This window comes from Streptomyces sp. NPDC043685 (assembly GCF_056436585.1).
The window spans coordinates 330810-347822 of sequence record NZ_JBWKCH010000005.1 but is presented as its reverse complement, the minus strand read 5'-3'; the positions used below and the strand labels follow the sequence as shown (position 1 = coordinate 347822).

The 17013-nt window shown below is 71.9% G+C and carries 20 protein-coding genes; 13 read left to right on the top strand and 7 right to left on the bottom strand.

All coding sequences use genetic code 11. The features are described from left to right. Positions 1–18: 18 nt before the first annotated feature. Entirely contained in the window at positions 19–579 is a 561-nt protein-coding gene (locus AC0665_RS18540; protein ID WP_478705358.1) for a DUF5134 domain-containing protein, read from the bottom strand. Between the two features lie 146 nt (positions 580–725). Here AC0665_RS18540 and AC0665_RS18535 point away from each other — a divergent pair, with 146 nt between their 5' ends. Together AC0665_RS18535 and AC0665_RS18530 are read left to right on the top strand one after the other, a co-directional pair. Beyond that, positions 726–2396, top strand: coding sequence for an FUSC family protein (locus AC0665_RS18535; protein WP_478705357.1), 1671 nt, complete (start codon positions 726–728; stop codon positions 2394–2396). A gap of 764 nt (positions 2397–3160) precedes the next feature. Continuing rightward, positions 3161–3622, top strand: a complete 462-nt coding sequence (locus AC0665_RS18530; protein WP_363117760.1) for a MarR family winged helix-turn-helix transcriptional regulator — start codon at positions 3161–3163, stop codon at positions 3620–3622. Between the two features lie 11 nt (positions 3623–3633). Here the strand turns inward: AC0665_RS18530 and AC0665_RS18525 are convergent, their stop codons facing one another. After that, positions 3634–4686 carry an aldo/keto reductase gene (locus tag AC0665_RS18525; RefSeq protein WP_478610391.1) on the bottom strand — a complete coding sequence of 351 codons (1053 nt, stop codon included), beginning with the start codon at positions 4684–4686 and terminating at the stop codon, positions 3634–3636. Between the two features lie 87 nt (positions 4687–4773). Continuing rightward, entirely contained in the window at positions 4774–5535 is a 762-nt protein-coding gene (locus tag AC0665_RS18520) for a VOC family protein (protein ID WP_478610390.1), read from the bottom strand. Between the two features lie 337 nt (positions 5536–5872). On the opposite strand from AC0665_RS18520, the gene AC0665_RS18515 reads away from it, so the two are divergent. Beyond that, a complete protein-coding gene (locus AC0665_RS18515; RefSeq protein ID WP_478610389.1) occupies positions 5873–6013 on the top strand; it encodes a hypothetical protein in 141 nt (46 codons plus the stop codon). Here AC0665_RS18515 and AC0665_RS18510 read toward each other — a convergent pair. Beyond that, positions 5995–6387, bottom strand: coding sequence for a VOC family protein (locus AC0665_RS18510; RefSeq protein WP_478610388.1), 393 nt, complete (start codon positions 6385–6387; stop codon positions 5995–5997). The two genes, AC0665_RS18515 and AC0665_RS18510, sit on opposite strands and share 19 nt — an antisense overlap. 71 nt (positions 6388–6458) lie before the next feature. On the opposite strand from AC0665_RS18510, the gene AC0665_RS18505 reads away from it, so the two are divergent. Further along, a complete protein-coding gene (locus AC0665_RS18505; RefSeq protein ID WP_478509115.1) occupies positions 6459–6998 on the top strand; it encodes a GNAT family N-acetyltransferase in 540 nt (179 codons plus the stop codon). On the opposite strand, the gene AC0665_RS18500 is transcribed toward AC0665_RS18505, so the two are convergent. Continuing rightward, entirely contained in the window at positions 6995–7678 is a 684-nt protein-coding gene (locus AC0665_RS18500; protein ID WP_478705356.1) for a glycerophosphodiester phosphodiesterase, read from the bottom strand. The two genes, AC0665_RS18505 and AC0665_RS18500, sit on opposite strands and share 4 nt — an antisense overlap. A 250-nt stretch (positions 7679–7928) precedes the next feature. Between AC0665_RS18500 and AC0665_RS18495 the strand changes: the two genes are divergently transcribed. From AC0665_RS18495 to AC0665_RS18475, 5 genes are all read left to right on the top strand, one after another. Then, positions 7929–9326: a DUF6421 family protein gene (locus AC0665_RS18495; protein WP_478610387.1), complete on the top strand. Its 1398-nt coding sequence runs from the start codon at positions 7929–7931 to the stop codon at positions 9324–9326. Between the two features lie 41 nt (positions 9327–9367). Further along, positions 9368–10114, top strand: coding sequence for an SDR family NAD(P)-dependent oxidoreductase (locus AC0665_RS18490; protein WP_468406369.1), 747 nt, complete (start codon positions 9368–9370; stop codon positions 10112–10114). Continuing rightward, positions 10111–11181, top strand: coding sequence for a threonine aldolase family protein (locus tag AC0665_RS18485; protein ID WP_468637974.1), 1071 nt, complete (start codon positions 10111–10113; stop codon positions 11179–11181). The genes AC0665_RS18490 and AC0665_RS18485 overlap by 4 nt, the downstream gene beginning before the upstream one ends. Before the next feature lie 99 nt (positions 11182–11280). Next, the gene (locus AC0665_RS18480; RefSeq protein WP_468405562.1) at positions 11281–11853 is read left to right on the top strand and encodes a transglutaminase-like domain-containing protein; all 573 of its coding nucleotides are present in this window, start codon (positions 11281–11283) and stop codon (positions 11851–11853) included. Between the two features lie 12 nt (positions 11854–11865). Then, positions 11866–12567: a B3/B4 domain-containing protein gene (locus AC0665_RS18475; RefSeq protein WP_478610386.1), complete on the top strand. Its 702-nt coding sequence runs from the start codon at positions 11866–11868 to the stop codon at positions 12565–12567. Positions 12568–12585: 18 nt separating this feature from the next. On the opposite strand, the gene AC0665_RS18470 is transcribed toward AC0665_RS18475, so the two are convergent. Beyond that, on the bottom strand, positions 12586–13314 hold the full coding sequence (locus AC0665_RS18470) for a lysophospholipid acyltransferase family protein (RefSeq protein ID WP_468637748.1): 729 nt from the start codon (positions 13312–13314) through the stop codon (positions 12586–12588). A gap of 188 nt (positions 13315–13502) precedes the next feature. Then, the gene (locus AC0665_RS18465) at positions 13503–13919 is read right to left on the bottom strand and encodes a DUF4395 domain-containing protein (protein ID WP_478610385.1); all 417 of its coding nucleotides are present in this window, start codon (positions 13917–13919) and stop codon (positions 13503–13505) included. A 78-nt stretch (positions 13920–13997) separates the two neighbouring features. On the opposite strand from AC0665_RS18465, the gene AC0665_RS18460 reads away from it, so the two are divergent. The 4 genes from AC0665_RS18460 to AC0665_RS18445 all read left to right on the top strand — a co-directional run bounded on the left by AC0665_RS18460 (position 13998) and on the right by AC0665_RS18445 (position 17008). Further along, complete coding sequence (locus AC0665_RS18460; protein ID WP_478509331.1) at positions 13998–14411, top strand: TlpA family protein disulfide reductase; 414 nt, start codon at positions 13998–14000, stop codon at positions 14409–14411. Between the two features lie 82 nt (positions 14412–14493). Beyond that, on the top strand, positions 14494–14985 hold the full coding sequence (locus tag AC0665_RS18455; RefSeq protein ID WP_468637746.1) for a flavin reductase family protein: 492 nt from the start codon (positions 14494–14496) through the stop codon (positions 14983–14985). 219 nt (positions 14986–15204) lie between these two features. Then, positions 15205–15993 carry an electron transfer flavoprotein subunit beta/FixA family protein gene (locus tag AC0665_RS18450; protein WP_468405572.1) on the top strand — a complete coding sequence of 263 codons (789 nt, stop codon included), beginning with the start codon at positions 15205–15207 and terminating at the stop codon, positions 15991–15993. 52 nt (positions 15994–16045) lie between these two features. Next, positions 16046–17008, top strand: coding sequence for an electron transfer flavoprotein subunit alpha/FixB family protein (locus AC0665_RS18445; protein ID WP_478610384.1), 963 nt, complete (start codon positions 16046–16048; stop codon positions 17006–17008). Positions 17009–17013: the final 5 nt, after the last annotated feature.

Sequence of the window (17013 nt, the reverse complement as noted above, 5' to 3'; positions counted from 1 at the left end):
TACGCCGGCCGCTGCGGCTCACAGCGTGAGAAGCATCGCCACCATCGCGATCCCCATCGACAACCGGCACGCCCGCGCCAGTTCCGGCCGATCGCCCCACCCGGCGGGACCCCTGCCCCCGCCCCCGCCCCCGGCGACGGCGGCGACCGGCACCAGGCGGACGCCCGTCAGCAGGACGTACCCGGCGAAGTAGAGCAGCAGCGCACCCGTCAGCAGCGGGACTCCCGATCCGCCCGAGGTGTGCGTGTGCCCGGGGGAGCCGGCCATGACGACGGACATGTAGACCATCGCCGCGGCCCCCACCAGATGGTGGAGGTGGTGGGCGCCCGCCCGCGCCGCCCACAGCGCGTGCACGCCCGCCGCCCCGAACACCGCGGCGTACGCGGGCCAGGCCCACCAGGGCGGACTGAACACCGTCGCCGGGACGGCCATCACGGCCATCCCGAAACCCATCAGCGCCTCACCGCCGGCGGCGCTGCGCTGCTCCTCGGCGCCGTTGCGCATCCGCGCCAGGCAGTAGGCGCCGGTCACCGCGCAGAGCGCCACCAGCAGCCAGCCGGACGAAGCCGGTCCGTGCACGCGTACCTCCCCGTTCGACGGTCGGTCATTCGATGCCCGGGCCTTGCGGCGCGCACGCGAGCGCAGGGATGTACACGGGGAGCATGCGACGGAGAACACAGGTCAGCAAGGTGCTTTACGAGTAAAACACTTGTTAACGTTGCGTCATGAGCAGTGCGCCCACCACCCCCGCCCCCGCTTCCCCGTCCGCCCGGCGCCTTCCGACGGCGGGCGTGCTGCGCCTCGGCAGGCCCTCGGAGATCTGGTTCAAACCCGCGCTGAGCGTGGTCGCGGCGATCGCTCCGCCCGCGCTCACCCTGATGGCGCACGGCCGTCTCGACCTCGTGATGTACGCGATGGCCGGATCCCTGTGCGCCCTGTACACCCACAACCGTCCCTACGCCGCCCGGGCCGGAGCCCTCATGCGGGTGGTGCTGGGCATGCTGGGCGGCCTCGGCGTGGCCCTGGTCGCGGCCTCGCTCACCCACCACGCCGTCGTCCTGGTCGCCGTCGGCGCGCTGCTGGCCGCCGCGCAGAAGGTCCTGTGCGACGCCAGCCGGATCGGGCCGCCGGGCCATGTCGTCCTCACCTTCGTCAGCTCCGCCTCCCTGTTCGCGCCCCAGACCCTCGCCCAGGTGCCCGGACATCTGGCGATGGCCGCCGCGGCGGGTGCCTGGGCCTGGCTGGTCTGCATGGCGCCCGCGCTCGTCCGGCCGCACGGACCCGAGCGCCGCGCCACCGCCGCCGCTCTGACGGCCGCCGCCGCGCACGCCGACACCGGCGGCACCGGAGAGGGGCACGCCCGCACCCGCGCCGCCGGTTACGCCGCCGCACAGGCCGCCTGGCAGTCGCTGCTGTCCACCGGCGCCCCGTCCCGGACCCGGCGGGCCCTCGAACGGCTCGTGGTCCGCGCGGAGGTCGCCCTCGCGGCGCCGGGCGAGGCCGACGCGGGCCGACTGCGCGCGTGGGCGGGCTCGCTGCGCGGCACGGGGCCCGTTCCCGAGGCCGGGCTGCCGGACGCGGCGGCCGATGAACTGTTCGGGGTGGACGCCACCCGGTCTGCCTGGGCGCGGCTGGGCCCGCTGACCCCGCTCGCGGTGCGTACCGCGCTCGGCTGCGCGCTGGCCGGCTGGGCCTCCCTCGCCCTCGGCGTCGGCCGCCCCTACTGGGCGCTGGTCACCGCCGCCTCGCTCTACCAGGCGAACCTCTCCCTGACGTGGAACCGGGCCGTCCAGCGCGTCGTCGGCAACGTCGTCGGGGTGCTCGTCTTCCTGGCCGTCGTGCCCCTGGCGCACCTGGGCCCGGCGGCGCTCGTGCTGTGCTGCCTGGCGTTCAGCTTCGGCGCGGAGGCGCTGATCAGCCGGAACTACTGGCTCGGCAGCGTCTGCGTGACGCCGATGGCCCTGCTCATCACGGAGTTCGGCGGATACCAGCAGCCCGCGGCGCTGATGACGGAGCGGGTCGTGGACACCCTCATCGGCGCGCTCGTCGGGTTCGCGGCGGCCGTGGCCGTCACCAACCGGCGCGCGGGCGATCGCGTCGAACGGGCGCTCGCCACCGCCGACCGGGCCCGCGAGCACGCCGCACGCCTTCTCGCCGGGCCGGACCCCGGCACCGCGGCTCTGGAAGCCGCCCGCCGCGGCCTCGCCGTCGCCCTGGCCGACCTGCGCGCCACCGCCGACGCCGCCGCGGGCGAATGGTGGCAGCGGGCTCTGCCCCAGGAGCGGGTCGTGCTCGCCGAGCAGGCCGGACACCGTACGCTCGCCGCGACGGCCCGACGCCAGGGCCTGCTCCCGGACCGGGACCCGGCCATCGAAACGGAGGACGCACGGCCATGACGCCGACCCAAGGACCATCGCCCGCGGGGAGCGACGCGGGGCGGAATCCGCAGCCGGGGGGCGAGGCGGATCCGGTGGCGAAGGCACGGGCGGCGGCCGACGCGGAGACGACGACCGGGGGGCATGGCGCGGACGGTGCCCGAACGGCCGGAGCCGCGTCGGCCGCCCGGCCGGTGACCGGCACGCCCCGGAGGGCCGGAGGGAGCTCGGGTGAAGGGGCGCAGACACACCGAGGAGACTCCGAGACGGCGGCCGACGAGCCCCAAGCGACCGGACGAGGCCCGGCCGACGGGTCGCAGGGGCGCGGAGATGGGTCCGAGGCGGCTGCCGGAGCCGAACCGGGCGGTGGTGTCCCGGTCGGGGACGGGCATGGTTCGGACGAGGGGGCGCACGGGCGTGGAGACACGGCCGAGGCGGCTGCCGGAGCCGACCCCGGTGGAGGTGCCCCGGTCGGGGGCGGGCCAGGCGTGGACGAGTCGCCGGCGCAGGGCGAGGGTTCGGAGGCGGCGGCCGGGGGCCGTTCGGGCGGTGGTGCCCCGGTCGGGGACGGGCAGGGCTCGGACGAGGGGCAGCAGGGGCGCGGAGATGGGTCCGAGGCGGCTGCCGGAGCCGAACCGGGCGGTGGTGTCCCGTTCGAGGAAGGGCAGGGTTCGGACGAGGGGGCGCAGGGGCGTGGTGATGGGGCCGGGTCGGCTGCCGGAGCCGGGCCGGGCGACGGGCGCCGGGGGGATACCGTCGCCGCTGTCGTCCGGCAGTGGGGGGCCGTGCATCCCGGGCTCGACACCGGGCCGATGGAGGTCATCGGCCGGATCAACCGCTGTGCCGCTCTCCTTCAGCAGGCCGAGGACGCCCCCCTGCGCCGGGCGGGGCTGAGCAGGCCCGAGTTCGATCTGCTGGGCGCGCTGCGCCGCACCGGGCACGAGCTGACCCCCGGGGAACTGGCACGCGAGACCTTCTCCTCGGGGGCCGCCGTCACCAAACGCCTCAGGCAGCTGAGCGAGCGCGGTCTGGTCGAACGGCGCGGCGACACCCGTGACCGCCGGGTCGTCCACCTCCGCCTCACCGACGCCGGACGCGACCTGGTCGACGGCCTCCTGCCGGTCCAGCTCGCCTACGAGACAGCCGTGCTGTCCGGCCTCGACGGCCCCGAGCAGGGTGAACTCGCCGCACTTCTCGGCACGTTGCTCACCCAGCTGGAGGGCCGCCTCGGCGGACTGCGGACCTGAAAGGACACCGCTCAGAGCACCTCGTGCACCGTCCGGCGATGCGTGGAGCGGCGATCGTCGAGGGCCGCCCAGCGGTCACCGTAGATGTTCCGGGTGACGGCCGGCTCGCGGACGAAGTCGTGCGGGAAGCCGAGCGGCACCGCGCTCACCTCGTCGAGCCGGGCCAGGGCGTCCGCGTCGAGGCGGACGTCGACGCAGGCCAGATTGTCGGCGAGCTGGCTCACCTTGGTGGCGGCGATGATCGGCACCACGTTGCCCGGCCTGGCCAGCAACCAGGCCAGCGCGACCTGGGCCGGACTCCAGCCGCCCTGCTCGGCGATCTCCAGGACCGCGCTGATCACCGCCTCCTCACGGGGGTCGGCGTCCCCGGCCGCGCCCTCCAGCCGCCCCGTCTCACCCCTGCGGTACTTGCCGGTGAGTTTCCCGGCCGCCAGCGGGGCCCACGCCAGGACCGCGAGATCGAACGCCCGGGCCTGTGGCAGCAGTTCGCGCTCGGGGGTGCGTTCCAGCAGGTTGTAGCGCAGCTGGGAACCGGCGAACGCGGTCCAGCCCCGCAGCTCCGCCAGGGTGTTGGCCTGGGCGATCTCCCAGGCGGGCCAGTCCGAGACACCCACGTACAGCACCTTGCCCGTGCGGACGAGGTCGTCCAGGGCCCGCATGACCTCCTCGACCGGTGTGAAGTTGTCCCGGGCGTGCACCCACAGCACGTCCAGCCGGTCGGTCCGCAGCCGCCGCAGGCTCGCCTCCACCGACTGGACCAGGTTCTTGCGGTGGTTGCCCGCGGCGTTGACGTCACCGTCGCGGATCCCGCAGGTGTACTTGCTGGCCAGCACGAACGTGTCGCGCCGGCCCTCCAGCACTTCCCCGAGGAGCTGTTCCGAACCGCCGCCGGTGTAGTTGTTGGCGGTGTCGACGAAATTGCCCCCGGCCTCCGCGTAGGCCTCGACGATCCGGGCGCTGACCTCCTTGCCGGTGCCCCAGCCCCCGTCACCGCCCATGGTCATCGTGCCGAGGCTCAGCTCGCTCACGCGCAGACCGGTCTTGCCGAACAGTGTGTAACGCACTCTCGTCCCTTCAGGCAGGTCGTACGCGAGACGCTAGGAGCTGGAGCGCACTCCAGCGCAAGCCGGCCGGTCGGTCACACCGTCGTCTCAGGTCTCGTCGCCCGCCCGGTACACACCGAACATCGCCCCCTGCGGATCCCGCAGCACCGCGATGCGCGGACCGTCGGGGACGGAGGTGGGCACCATCAGGACCGTGCCGTGCCGCTGTGCCACGGCGGTCGTGTCGTCCACGTCCGCCACGGCGAAATACGGCAGCCAGTGCGCCGGCACCTCGGGCGGGAACTTGTCGTCCATCGTGACCATGCCGCCGAAGTCCGCGCCGCCGACGCCGAACTCGGTGTAGCGGTCCGACGGGGCGACCGTCCAGCCGAACACCCGCGTGTAGAAGGACACCGCGCCGTCCGGGTCCCGCGTCATCAGCTCCACCCAGCCCAGCGAACCCGGCGCGTTGAACAGCCCGGCGCCCGGGAAGGTGCCCGCCTGCCACAGCTGGAACACGGCACCGCCCGGATCGGCGGCCACCGCGAAACGGCCCACCTCGGAGACGTCCACCGGCCCGAACAGCATCGTCCCGCCCGCCTCGGCCACCGCCCGCGCGGTGGCGTCCGCGTCGGTCACCGCGAAGGACACGTTCCACGCGACCGGCTGCGACGGCTGGTACAGCGGGGCGAGCGCGGCCACGGCCGCGTCCCCGACATGCGCGACGGTGTAACCACCGGCCTTCTGACGCGCGTCCGTCTCGGGCCGCCAGCCGAACAACCGTGTGTAGAACCGCTGGGCCGCGTGCAGGTCACTGGTCCCCAGCTCGGTCCAGCAGGGGCCGCCGGTCACCGGTGCGTCGAGCTTCATGGCGTTCCTTCCACGAGCGGCGGGGGACGGGCCCCCGGGAACCCCTTCCAGCACGCTATGCCGCCCCCGGGGCTCCCTGCCATCCGGGGAAACCCACGGGTGTGCCGCCGCGGGCCCGACGTACCCTCGCCCCGTACCGCACCGCGTGGCGGCCACCGGCTCCCTCACCCTGCCCGGAGGTTCCCCATGCCCGCGCCCCAGGTGCGCCCCTTCCGCCGGACCGACCGCGGCCGGCTGACCGACCTGGTCAACCTGCACGTGGCGGCGCGAGCGGTACGGCACGGGCCTGGAGCACTGGCTGCTCGCCCGGGCCGCGGACTGGCTCCGGCTGTGCGGCGTGGACCGGCTCGTCGCCTACGAGCGGGCCGCCGACACCGCGATGCTCGCCCTGCTCACCGGTGCCGGTTTTCGCGAACTCGCCCGTACCGACCGGGGCTGGCAGCACCGCCCGGGCGGGTCTCAGATGCCGGGCCGGTAGCGCATCGGGTGGTCGGCCGGCACCTCCACCAGCACGATCGGCGTCCCGTCCGGGTCCGCGACCCACATCTCGACCAGCCCCCAGGGCTCCCTCACCGGCGGCCGGACGATCTCCACCCCCTTCGCCCGCAGCTCCTCCTGCGCCGCCGCCACGTCGTCGACCTGCAACCACAGGCGTACGGCGGGCTCCGGGGGCGTCTGTGCGCGGCCCGAGACCTCAAGGAAGCCACCGCCGAGGAAGAAGACCGTGCCGCGTTCCGGCCCGGTCCCGAACTCGCGGTACACGGCGAGGCCCAGCTGCTCGCCGTAGAAGGCACGGGACCGCTCGGGGTCGGCCGGGCGGAGCAGGATCCTGCTGCTGAGTACATGCACCATGCAGCGGAGCCTAGTGGCGGGGTTACGCTCGTCCCTGCCCGAGCCGCGCCCGAAAGACGGAGACGTACGCCATGGAGACCGCCGCCACGCCACTGACCTTCCGCGACGCCACCGACGCCGATGTCGACGAGCTGGTCGCGCTGATCGAGTCGGCGTACCGGGGCGACGACAGCCGGGCCGGGTGGACCACCGAGGCGGACATCCTCGAAGGGCAGCGGACCGACCCGGAGGGGGTGCTGGCGGTCATCGCGTCGCCCGACAGCCGGCTCGTGACGGTGGAGCGTGACGGCAGGATCGTCGCCTGCTGCCAGCTGGAACACCGGGGCGAGCACGCCTACTTCGGGATGTTCGCCGTCAGTCCCCGGCTCCAGGGCGCGGGACTCGGCAAGGTGATCATCGCGGAGGCGGAGCGGCAGGCCCGCGAGATCTGGGGCGTGACGGAGATGCACATGACCGTGATCTCCGTGCGCGATGACCTCATCGCCTGGTACGAGCGGCGCGGCTACCGCCGCACGGGACGGATGACGCCGTTCCCGTACGGCGACGAGCGCTTCGGTATTCCGCAGCGCGAGGACCTGCAGTTCGAGCTGCTGGTCAAAGAGCTCGCCTAGGCCGTGAAGCGGCCCGTGCGCTTGATGTCGGGGTGGTCGGTGGTCGCGCCGTCCAGCCCGAACGCCCGGACCAGACGCAGCTGGTCCTGTGTGTTCACGACCCAGCCGATGATCCTCAGGTCGGCCTTGCGGGCCCGCTCGACGATCTCCAGAGTGAGCCGGCGGATGTTCAGGCAGACGGTCTCGGCGCCGGCCTGCACGGCGCGGTCGACGATGTCCGTGCCGTAGCGGCTGGCGATCAGCGCCGTGCGCACGCCCGGCACCAGGGGCTTGATCTCGGCGATCGCCTCGTCGTGGAACGAGGACACCTCCACCCGGTCGGCCAGATCGCGCCGGTTCATCACCTCGGCCAGGGCCCGGGCCGCCTGCGCGTCCTTGATCTCGGCCTGGAGCGGCGTGTGGACCGCGTCCAGGACCTCCTCGAAGACGGGGACCCGCTCGCCCCGGCCCGCGTCCAGGGCCCGCAGCTCGGCGAGGGTCTTCTCGGCGATCGGGCCGGTGCCGTCGGTCGTGCGGTCCACATCGGTGTCGTGCATGACGACGAGCGCGCCGTCTTTGCTCAGATGCAGATCGAGCTCGATGGCGTCGAGGCCCGCCTCCTGGGCGGCGACGAAGGACCGGAGGGTGTTCTCGGGCTCCACACCCATGACTCCGCGGTGACCGATGGTGAGGAAGTTCAAGACGCGACTCTCTTCCGTCGACAGGCGGCACTGGGGGGCCTGAGGGCCCCCTTGACCGTATCGCCTGAACCCGCCCTGTGCAGAGAGTGAGGGCATGGTTGCGGCACATCCGGGCAGAAGCGTGGCGGACAGGAAAAAGTGCGGTGAAGCACTGGGTCAGGCAGGATAATTTCCCGGGTCCGCCCTTGCTGGGAGGAACCTCGTGTGTATACGGTCTGCATACGTGAGATTCTCCCGTGGAAGGTGGGACATGACGGAAATTCTTGTGCAGGTGGGTTCGGAGGAAGGTCTTCCTCCCGTGGCCAGGGTGGTGGAGCACCCGGCATGGCCCGTGCTCAAGGATGCCGTGGAGCGGATCCGGCCATGGCAGTCCAAGGACGGGTCGATCGACTTCGACGCCGAGGGCGCACCCGACCCCGCCGAGGCCGAGCTCACCGTACGCCGGGCCGCCGACGCCGTCCTGGAGCTCTCCCCGCTGCTGCCGCACGACGCCGCTTATCACGAGGCCCTGGTCAAGGACCTGACCCGATGGGCCGACAGCGGCTTTGAGGTGCCCGACTTCCTCGACTCGCTGCTGGCCTTCCAGCCCGCCGCGAACCGTGTGGACGGCCTCCAGCACCTCGTCGTCTTCCCCATGTACACGCAGAACGGGAACCCGGACCGCAATCTCGAGGCGGTCGTGCTGCGCATGGTCTGGCCGGACTGGCTGGCCGAGCTGGAGCGCACCCGCTACGACAACCCGCTGTTCTGCGGCATCACGTTCGAGGACTTCACGGCCGGCTACGACACCAACTCGGCCGTCCTGTTCCCCGAGACCATCGCCGTGCGCGAGGCCCCGGAGCGGTTCACCTGGGGCGGCATCTTCTGCGACCGCGAGGCCGCCCGGTTCCGCCGCGTGACCGACGCCGCCGTCGACATCCTGGGCCTCGAGCTGCCCGAGGACGTCGCCGCGATGGTCCACGACCAGAAGCGCTGCGAAGAGGCGTTCGTCCTGTGGGACATGGTCCACGACCGCACCCACAGCCACGGCGACCTGCCCTTCGACCCGTTCATGATCAAGCAGCGCCAGCCGTTCTGGATGTACGGCCTGGAGGAGCTGCGCTGCGACCTCACCGCCTTCAAGGAGGCCGTGAAGCTGGCCGGGGAAGGCGTCCCGCAGGCCCGTGACGTGCAGGTCGCGGTCCTCTTCGACCGCATGTTCCGCTTCCCGGTCACCGGCGAGCGCGTGCGCAACTACGACGGCCTCGGCGGCCAGCTCCTCTTCGCCTACCTGCACAAGCACGACGTCGTCCGCTGGACCGACAACCGGCTCACCATCGACTGGGAGCGCGCCCCGCAGGTCACCAACCAGCTCTGCGCCGAGATCGAGGACCTGTACCGCGACGGCATCGACCGCCCCAAGCTCGTCCACTGGTTCGCCGGCTACGAGCTCGTCTCCACCTACCTCGCCCCGCACCCGGGCTCGAAGTGGGCCAAGGGCCCCGACGCCCTGGACACGACGCAGCCGCCGCGCAAGCTCGTCGATGACGTGCTTCCGGACGAGTTTCCGCTGAGCATGTTCTATGAGGCACTGTCCAAGAAGCTGAAGAACGTGATCGCCTCCACCAAGGGCATCACGGCGGACAGCGCCGAGCGGATCGCCGCGTGAGCGATCGGCGTACCGAGAACACTGCTCAGGAGGCGAAGAACATGGGGAACGGGGCGCTCAGCGGTGCGGTGATCGCGGTGGCCGGAGCGGGCGGACCCGCCGGCCGGGCCGCGCTGCTCAGGCTGGCCGAGGCGGGAGCCACCGTCATCGGCTCGGACAACGATCCGGAGCGGCTGGCCGAGGCGGTCGACGCGGCGAGCTACGCCACCGGCGGTGCCACCGTCACCGGTGACACGGTCGATCTGCTGGACCTGGGGGCCACCCGCGACTGGGCCACCCGCATCGAGAAGGACTTCGGGCGCGTCGACGGCCTGGTCCACCTCGTCGGCGGCTGGCGCGGCAGCGAGACCTTCACCCGGACCAGCCTCGACGACTGGGACTTCCTGGAGATGCTGCTGGTGCGCACCGTGCAGCACACCTCGCTGGCGTTCCACGAGGGGCTCCAGCGCAGCGACCGCGGCCGGTACGTGCTGATCAGTGCCTCCGGCGCCACCAAGCCCACCGCGGGCAACGCCGCCTACGCGGCCGGCAAGGCGGCGGCCGAGGCGTGGACGCTGGCCATGGCGGACTACTTCCGCAAGGCCGGGGGTCCCGAGGGGCCGACGTCGGCTGCTGCGATCCTGGTGGTGAAGGCGCTGGTCCACGACGCCATGCGCGCCGACCGGCCCAACGCGAAGTTCGCGGGCTTCACCGACGTCAAGGACCTGGCCGAGGCCATCACCGAGGTCTGGGAGAAGCCCGCCGCAGAAGTGAACGGAAAACGTCTGTGGCTCACCGAGAAGCCGTGAACCCGCCGAAGACCGACGCCCGCCGTCATCACGACCCCGAGGTCCGGGGCTTCGCCAGCGACAACTACGCCGGAGCCCATCCGGAGGTCCTCGCCGCCCTGGCACTGGCCAACGGCGGGCACCAGGTCGCCTACGGCGAGGACGCGTACACCGAGAACCTCCAGCGGCTGGTCCGCAGCCACTTCGGGCCCACCGCCGAGGCCTTCCCGGTCTTCAACGGCACCGGCGCGAACGTCGTCGCGCTCCAGGCGGTCACCGACCGCTGGGGCGCGGTGATCTGCGCCGAGAGCGCGCACATCAACGTCGACGAGTGCGGCGCGCCCGAGCGGGTCGGCGGCCTGAAACTGCTCACCGTCCCGACGCCCGACGGCAAGCTCACCCCCGAGCTGATCGACCGCCAGGCCTACGGCTGGGACGACGAGCACCGTGCGATGCCGCAGGTCGTCTCGATCACCCAGGCCACCGAACTGGGCACGGTCTACACGCCGGACGAGATACGGGCCCTGTGCGAGCACGCCCACGCGCACGGCATGAAGGTGCACCTGGACGGTTCGCGGCTGGCCAACGCCGCCGCCTTCCTGAACGTCCCGATGCGCACGCTCACCAACGCCGCGGGGGTCGACCTCCTGTCCCTGGGCGGCACGAAGAACGGCGCCCTGTTCGGCGAGGCGGTCGTGGTGCTCAACCAGGACGCCGTCCGCCACATGAAGCACCTGCGCAAGCTGTCCATGCAGCTCGCCTCCAAGATGCGCTTCGTGTCGGTGCAGCTGGAAGCCCTGCTCGCCCGGGATCTGTGGCTGCGCAACGCCGGTCACGCCAACGAGATGGCCCAGCGCCTCGCCGAGGGCGTGCGGGCCGTGCACGGCGTGGAGATCCTCTACCCGGTGCAGGCCAACGCGGTGTTCGCCCGGCTTCCGCACGACGTGAGCGAGCGGCTCCAGAAGCGGTTCCGCTTCTACTTCTGGGACGAGGCCGCGGGTGACGTCCGCTGGATGTGCGCCTACGACACCACCGAGGAGGACGTGGACGCGTTCCTGGCGGCGCTGAAGGAAGAGATGGCCCGCTAGGGCCGTCGCGCCGGCGATCCAGCACCGGCGATTGCATATGTATGCGGCAGAGCGTAAAGGGATTGACCGTGGCGTGGTCCCTCCCTACGCTCTGCCTGCATGCAGCTGATCCAGGAAACTCCCGACCTCTCCGCGTATCTGGCCGCTGATGAGGCGATCGACCATCATCACCCGCTGGTGCGGGCGACGGCGGCGAAGCTGGCCGACGGGGTGCAGGACTCGTATGAGTATGCGCGCGCGGCCTTCGAGTTCGTGCGCGACACGATCCCGCACTCGCAGGACTCGGGTGATCTCCGCGTCACCTGGCGCGCCTCCGACGTCCTGGAACAGCGCACCGGAATCTGCTACGCCAAGGCCCACGCGCTGACCGCGCTGCTGCGGGCCGAGGACATCCCCACCGCGCTCTGCTATCAGAAGTTCGACGTGCTGCACGGTCTGGTCGCCGTGCGGTTCAACGGCGCCTGGCACCGGCAGGACCCCCGGGGCAACAAGCCCGGCGTGGACGCCCGGTTCTCCCTCGACGGTGAGCGGCTCGCCTTCACGCCCGATCATGCGTCCAATGAACTGGACTACCCAGTCTTGTATGCTGCACCGCATCCGGTCGTGCTGGACGCCCTTACGGCAGCGCGCGACCGGCCGCACCTCTGGCAGACGCTCCCCACCGCACTCTGAGGCAAGGCGACCATGACGCTCACGCTGACCGTGTCCGACGACGTACGCACCCTCGCGCCCGGCTTCAGGCATCTCGCGATCGAGGCACACGGCCTGGTCAACGGGCCGAGCAGCGAAGCCGGTTCGGCTCTGCTGGACGACGCGGCGCGCCGGCTCACCGCACGGCTGGAAGGCCGCGCCCCGCACGAGGACCCGCACATGGCCGCATGGCGCCGGACCTACACGGCGTTTGGCTCGAAGCCGTCCCGCACCCGCAACTCCGCGGAGGCGCTGGCCCGGCGGGCCCTCTCGGACGCCGGGCTGCCCCGCATCAACCTGCTGGTCGACCTCTACAACGCCGTCTCCGTCGCCCATCTGATCCCCGTCGGCGGGGAGGACCTCGACCGCATCGAGGGCGGTATGCGCCTGATCCGCGCCACGGGGGAGGAGGACTTCGTGACCGTCGCCGGCGGTGAGGAGAGTGTCGAGCACCCCGACGCGGGCGAAGTGGTGTGGCGCGACGACGCGGGCGTGACCTGCCGCCGCTGGAACTGGCGGCAGGGCCCGCGCACCCGGCTCACCGAGGAGACGACGTCGGGCATCTTCCTGCTGGAGAGCCTGCCCCCGATGCCGGTGGCGGAGGTGACCGCGGCCGGGGCCGAACTCGCCGAGCTGCTGGAGAAGTTCAGCCCGGGGGCGGACATCACCGTACGCGCTGTGGAGCCCTCCGCCTGAGCCGCGCCCGGCCGGGCGTCAGTGCGCCTCGGCCTCGCGCACCTGCTCCGGTGTGGGAGCCGTGCCCCCGAGGTGGGCCGGCATCCACCAGGTGTCCTCCGGGCCCTTGGGGCGCACCGGGTAAGCGCGCTGGGCGGCTTCGAGGAGTTCCTGGACGCGCTCGCGCAGCTGGCGGGTGATGGCGCCCGCGTACTTGTCGCGGGAGGCCTCGATCGCCTCGCCCACGCGGATCGTGATGGGGATGTGGCTGCGCTTGAAGTTGCGCGGCTGGCCCTTGGTCCACAGCCGCTGCGTGCCCCACACGGCCATCGGGATCAGCGGCACGCCGGCCTCCTGGGCCAGGCGCGCGGCGCCCGACTTGAAGCTCTTCAGCGTGAACGACTGGGAGATGGTCGCCTCGGGGAACACCCCGACGATCTCACCCGAGCGCAGCGAGTCCAGGGCGTGCGCGTAGGCCGCCTCGCCCTGCTTGCGGTCCACGGGGATGTGCTTCATCCCGCGCATCAGCGGGCCGGAGACCTTGTGCCGGAACACGGATTCCTTCGCCATGAAACGCACGAGGCGCTTCTGCGGCAGCGCGGCCAGGCCGTCGAAGACGAAGTCCAGGTAGCTGATGTGATTGCTCACCAACACGGCGCCGCCCGAGCGCGGGATGTTCTCCGAACCCTGACAGTCGATCTTGAGGTCCCACACCTTGAACAGCGTGCGGGCGAAACCGACGACGGGACGGTAGACGAGCTCTGCCATGGGCGGTTCGGACCCTTCCTGCTCTGCCTGGGAAGGGATTCCCAGTGGAGAAGTTACGCAGCCGTAGGTTTACGGCTTGTCGCAGATGGTGCCCCAAGAACGGCCGGGTAGCCAGTCCTCGTGCCCATGGGCGGCGAGATTCTCGTCACGTCCCCCGCCGGTCCCCACCTCGTGCTTTTGCGCCCCCATTACTCCACGCGGGGCGTCACCCGCCGTACGAGCAGGTACAACTCGCAGCCCAGGCAGTACCCGAACGCCGCATTGAGGAAGGCCGCGGCGAGTGCGGCGCCGGTCGCCGCGAGCCCCAGCCAGCCCGGGCCCAGGGCGAAGCCGACGAGTCCGAGCCCGGCGAAGAGCAGCCCCACCGCCTGGGCGAACCGCGGCGGTTCGGGCGCCTCGAACTGCGTTGGCGGCCCGAGCCGCGGCCGCACCACCCTGGCGAACAGCAGGCCGTACGGGGAGCGTCCCGCTCCGCCCGCCGCGCCCAGCAGGAACGCCAACGTCTGCCAGGCCAGCAGCCAGACGCTCCCGGTGACCAGAACGACCGCCAGGACGGCGGCCGTGACGGCGGCGCCGAAACGCGGCCCCCTCACATCGATGTCCATGGGAACCAAGCATTCCGCAGCACGGCCCGGTGGAGGGGGCGGGAATCTTTGCGGTCTCGTGAACGCTTGCAGCAGGTGATGACCGGACTGGTGGTGTGCGTGGTGGTGCTCGCGGCGGCGAGCGCCTACGGAGTGCTGCAACGGCGGCGGAGCGGGAGAGTGCGGGTGCGCGGGCGCGACGACGGCAAGCGGCTCGATCCGGCGGAGCTGGGCGCGGACCTCGGCGAGCGGGCCACGCTCGTGCAGTTCTCCAGCGCGTTCTGCGCGCCCTGCCGGGCGACCCGGCGGGTCCTCGGCGAGGTCGCCGCCGTGGTACCGGGCGTGAGGCATGTCGAGATCGACGCCGAGGCCCACCTCGACCTCGTGCGGCGGCTGGACATCCTCAAGACGCCGACCGTGCTGGTCCTGGATGCCGACGGGCGAGTGGTGCGGCGGGCCACCGGGCAGCCGCGCAAGGCCGACGTGATCGCCGCGCTGGGTGAGGCGGTGTGACGGTGTGAGGCCCTGGGTGAGCCATCTCCCACATGACGGAGCGCACTTGACTGCGCGCACCATTTATCGTCAGCCTGACCCCATGCCTGCCGACGTCCTCGCCACGCCCGACCTCCTGCGCTCGGTCTTCCGGCGGCACGCGGCGGGAGTCGCGGTCATCACCGCCCGTGGGGAGGCGGGACCGGTGGGGTTCACCGCCACCTCCTTGACGTCCGTCTCGGCGGAGCCGCCCCTGCTGTCCTTCGGTGTCGGCACCGGCGCCTCCAGCTGGCCCGTGATGGCCGAGGCGGACCACGTCGGTGTCCACATCCTCGGCGAGCACCAGCAGGAGCTGGCCGCCACCTTCGCCCGCAGCGGGGCCGACCGCTTCGGCCCGCCGACCGTCTGGCGGGAGGGGCCCGAGGGCGTCCCCGTCCTGGACGGCGTGCTCGCCTGGCTCGTGGGCCGGGTCGTCGCGCGCGTACCCGCCGGGGACCACCGGATCGTGCTCGCCGAGGTCGTGCACGGCGACCCCGCCGGCACCGGACGTCCGCTCCTCTATCACCAGGGTCGTTTCCAGCGTCTGCGCGACTGAACCGGGCCTCCCCCCGTGCTGCGTGACCGTCGAGTTCCGGTTACGCTGCGTTGCGAAGGTCACAGTTCAAAGCGCTTGCTTAGCGGGAACGAACTGGGTGTACTGACGAGTAATATTTCGCTCGGAGCGTGGGTCGCCCCGACCGGGATCGGCCGCTTGAGGCGCCTATGCTGCCTGCAAGAGGCAGCCGAGAAATGACGATGCAGTAGGAGAGCCGGCGTGAGCTTGAGGATCGTTGTCACTGTGAAGTACGTGCCCGACGCCACTGGCGACCGGCACTTCGCCGATGACCTGACCGTCGACCGGGACGACGTGGACGGTCTGCTCTCCGAGCTCGACGAGTACGCGGTCGAGCAGGCGCTGCAGATCTCCGAGAACTCCGACGACGACGTGGAGGTCACCGTCCTGACGGTGGGCCCCGAGGACGCCAAGGACGCGCTGCGCAAGGCGCTGTCCATGGGCGCGGACAAGGCGATCCACGTCGAGGACGACGACATCCACGGCACCGACGCCATCGGCACCTCCCTGATCCTGGCCAAGGCGATCGAGAAGGCCGGCTACGACCTGGTCGTCTCCGGCATGGCCTCCACCGACGGCACCATGGGCGTCGTGCCCGCGCTGCTCGCCGAGCGCCTGGGCGTCCCGCAGGTCACCCTGCTCTCCGAGGTCTCCGTCGAGGACGGCACGGTCAAGGGCCGCCGCGACGGCGACGCCGCGTCCGAGAACCTGGAGGCCTCCCTGCCGGCGGTCGTGTCCGTGACCGACCAGTCGGGCGAGGCGCGTTACCCGTCCTTCAAGGGCATCATGGCGGCCAAGAAGAAGCCGGTGGAGTCCTGGGACCTGTCCGACCTGGACATCGAGGCCGAAGAGGTCGGCCTGGAGGGCGCCTACACGGTCGTCGACGGCGCGACCGAGCGCCCGGCCCGTACCGCGGGCACGATCGTCAAGGACGAGGGCGAGGGCGGCAAGCAGCTCGCTGAGTTCCTCGCGGGCCAGAAGTTCATCTGAGCCCGATCGCCGACCGTCCCTCATCTTTCGCAAGCAGGAGAGAAGAAGTCCCATGGCTGAAGTTCTCGTCTACGTCGACCACGTGGACGGCGCCGTCCGCAAGCCCACCCTGGAGCTGCTGACCCTCGCCCGCCGCATCGGCGAGCCCGTCGCCGTCGCGCTGGGCAACGGCGCCGGTGACACCGCCGCCGCCCTCGCCGAGCACGGTGCGGTCAAGGTCCTCACGCACGAGGCCGCCGAGTACGCCGACTACCTGGTCGTCCCCAAGGTCGACGCCCTCCAGGCCGCGCACGAGGCCGTCTCCCCGGCCGCCGTGCTGGTCCCGTCCTCCGCCGAGGGCAAGGAGATCGCCGCCCGTCTGGCGCTGCGTCTGGGCTCCGGCGTCATCACCGACGCCGTCGACCTGGAGGCCGGCGACGAGGGCCCGGTGGCCACGCAGTCGGTGTTCGCCGCCTCCTTCACCACCAAGTCCCGTGTCTCCAAGGGCACCCCGGTCATCACGGTCAAGCCCAACAGCGCCGCCGTCGAGGCCGCCCCGGCCGCAGGCAGCGTCGAGACCCTGAACGTCACCTTCTCCGCGCAGGCCACCGGCACCAAGGTCACCGGCCGTACGCCGCGTGAGTCGACGGGCCGTCCGGAGCTGACCGAGGCCGCGATCGTGGTCTCCGGTGGCCGTGGCGTCAACGGCGCGGAGAACTTCGCGATCATCGAGGCCCTCGCCGACTCCCTCGGCGCGGCCGTCGGCGCCTCGCGTGCCGCGGTGGACGCCGGCTGGTACCCGCACACCAACCAGGTCGGCCAGACCGGCAAGTCGGTCTCGCCGCAGCTGTACATCGCCAACGGCATCTCCGGCGCGATCCAGCACCGTGCCGGTATGCAGACCTCGAAGACGATCGTGGCGATCAACAAGGACGCCGAGGCCCCGATCTTCGACCTGGTCGACTACGGCGTCGTCGGCGACCTGTTCGACGTCGTCCCGGCCCTCACCGAGGAGATCAAGGCCCGCAAGGGCTGACGGCC

What these genes read in the sequence shown, in the direction of transcription:
- AC0665_RS18495 (WP_478610387.1), top strand. Translation starts at nt 7,929, where the DNA reads ATGACGGAAATTCTTGTGCAGGTGGGTTCGGAGGAAGGTCTTCCTCCC.
- AC0665_RS18510 (WP_478610388.1), bottom strand. Translation starts at nt 6,387, where the DNA reads ATGGTGCATGTACTCAGCAGCAGGATCCTGCTCCGCCCGGCCGACCCC.
- AC0665_RS18455 (WP_468637746.1), top strand. Translation starts at nt 14,494, where the DNA reads ATGCCTGCCGACGTCCTCGCCACGCCCGACCTCCTGCGCTCGGTCTTC.
- AC0665_RS18460 (WP_478509331.1), top strand. Translation starts at nt 13,998, where the DNA reads ATGACCGGACTGGTGGTGTGCGTGGTGGTGCTCGCGGCGGCGAGCGCC.
- AC0665_RS18475 (WP_478610386.1), top strand. Translation starts at nt 11,866, where the DNA reads ATGACGCTCACGCTGACCGTGTCCGACGACGTACGCACCCTCGCGCCC.
- AC0665_RS18480 (WP_468405562.1), top strand. Translation starts at nt 11,281, where the DNA reads ATGCAGCTGATCCAGGAAACTCCCGACCTCTCCGCGTATCTGGCCGCT.
- AC0665_RS18445 (WP_478610384.1), top strand. Translation starts at nt 16,046, where the DNA reads ATGGCTGAAGTTCTCGTCTACGTCGACCACGTGGACGGCGCCGTCCGC.
- AC0665_RS18470 (WP_468637748.1), bottom strand. Translation starts at nt 13,314, where the DNA reads ATGGCAGAGCTCGTCTACCGTCCCGTCGTCGGTTTCGCCCGCACGCTG.
- AC0665_RS18490 (WP_468406369.1), top strand. Translation starts at nt 9,368, where the DNA reads ATGGGGAACGGGGCGCTCAGCGGTGCGGTGATCGCGGTGGCCGGAGCG.
- AC0665_RS18465 (WP_478610385.1), bottom strand. Translation starts at nt 13,919, where the DNA reads ATGGACATCGATGTGAGGGGGCCGCGTTTCGGCGCCGCCGTCACGGCC.
- AC0665_RS18535 (WP_478705357.1), top strand. Translation starts at nt 726, where the DNA reads ATGAGCAGTGCGCCCACCACCCCCGCCCCCGCTTCCCCGTCCGCCCGG.
- AC0665_RS18520 (WP_478610390.1), bottom strand. Translation starts at nt 5,535, where the DNA reads ATGAAGCTCGACGCACCGGTGACCGGCGGCCCCTGCTGGACCGAGCTG.
- AC0665_RS18505 (WP_478509115.1), top strand. Translation starts at nt 6,459, where the DNA reads ATGGAGACCGCCGCCACGCCACTGACCTTCCGCGACGCCACCGACGCC.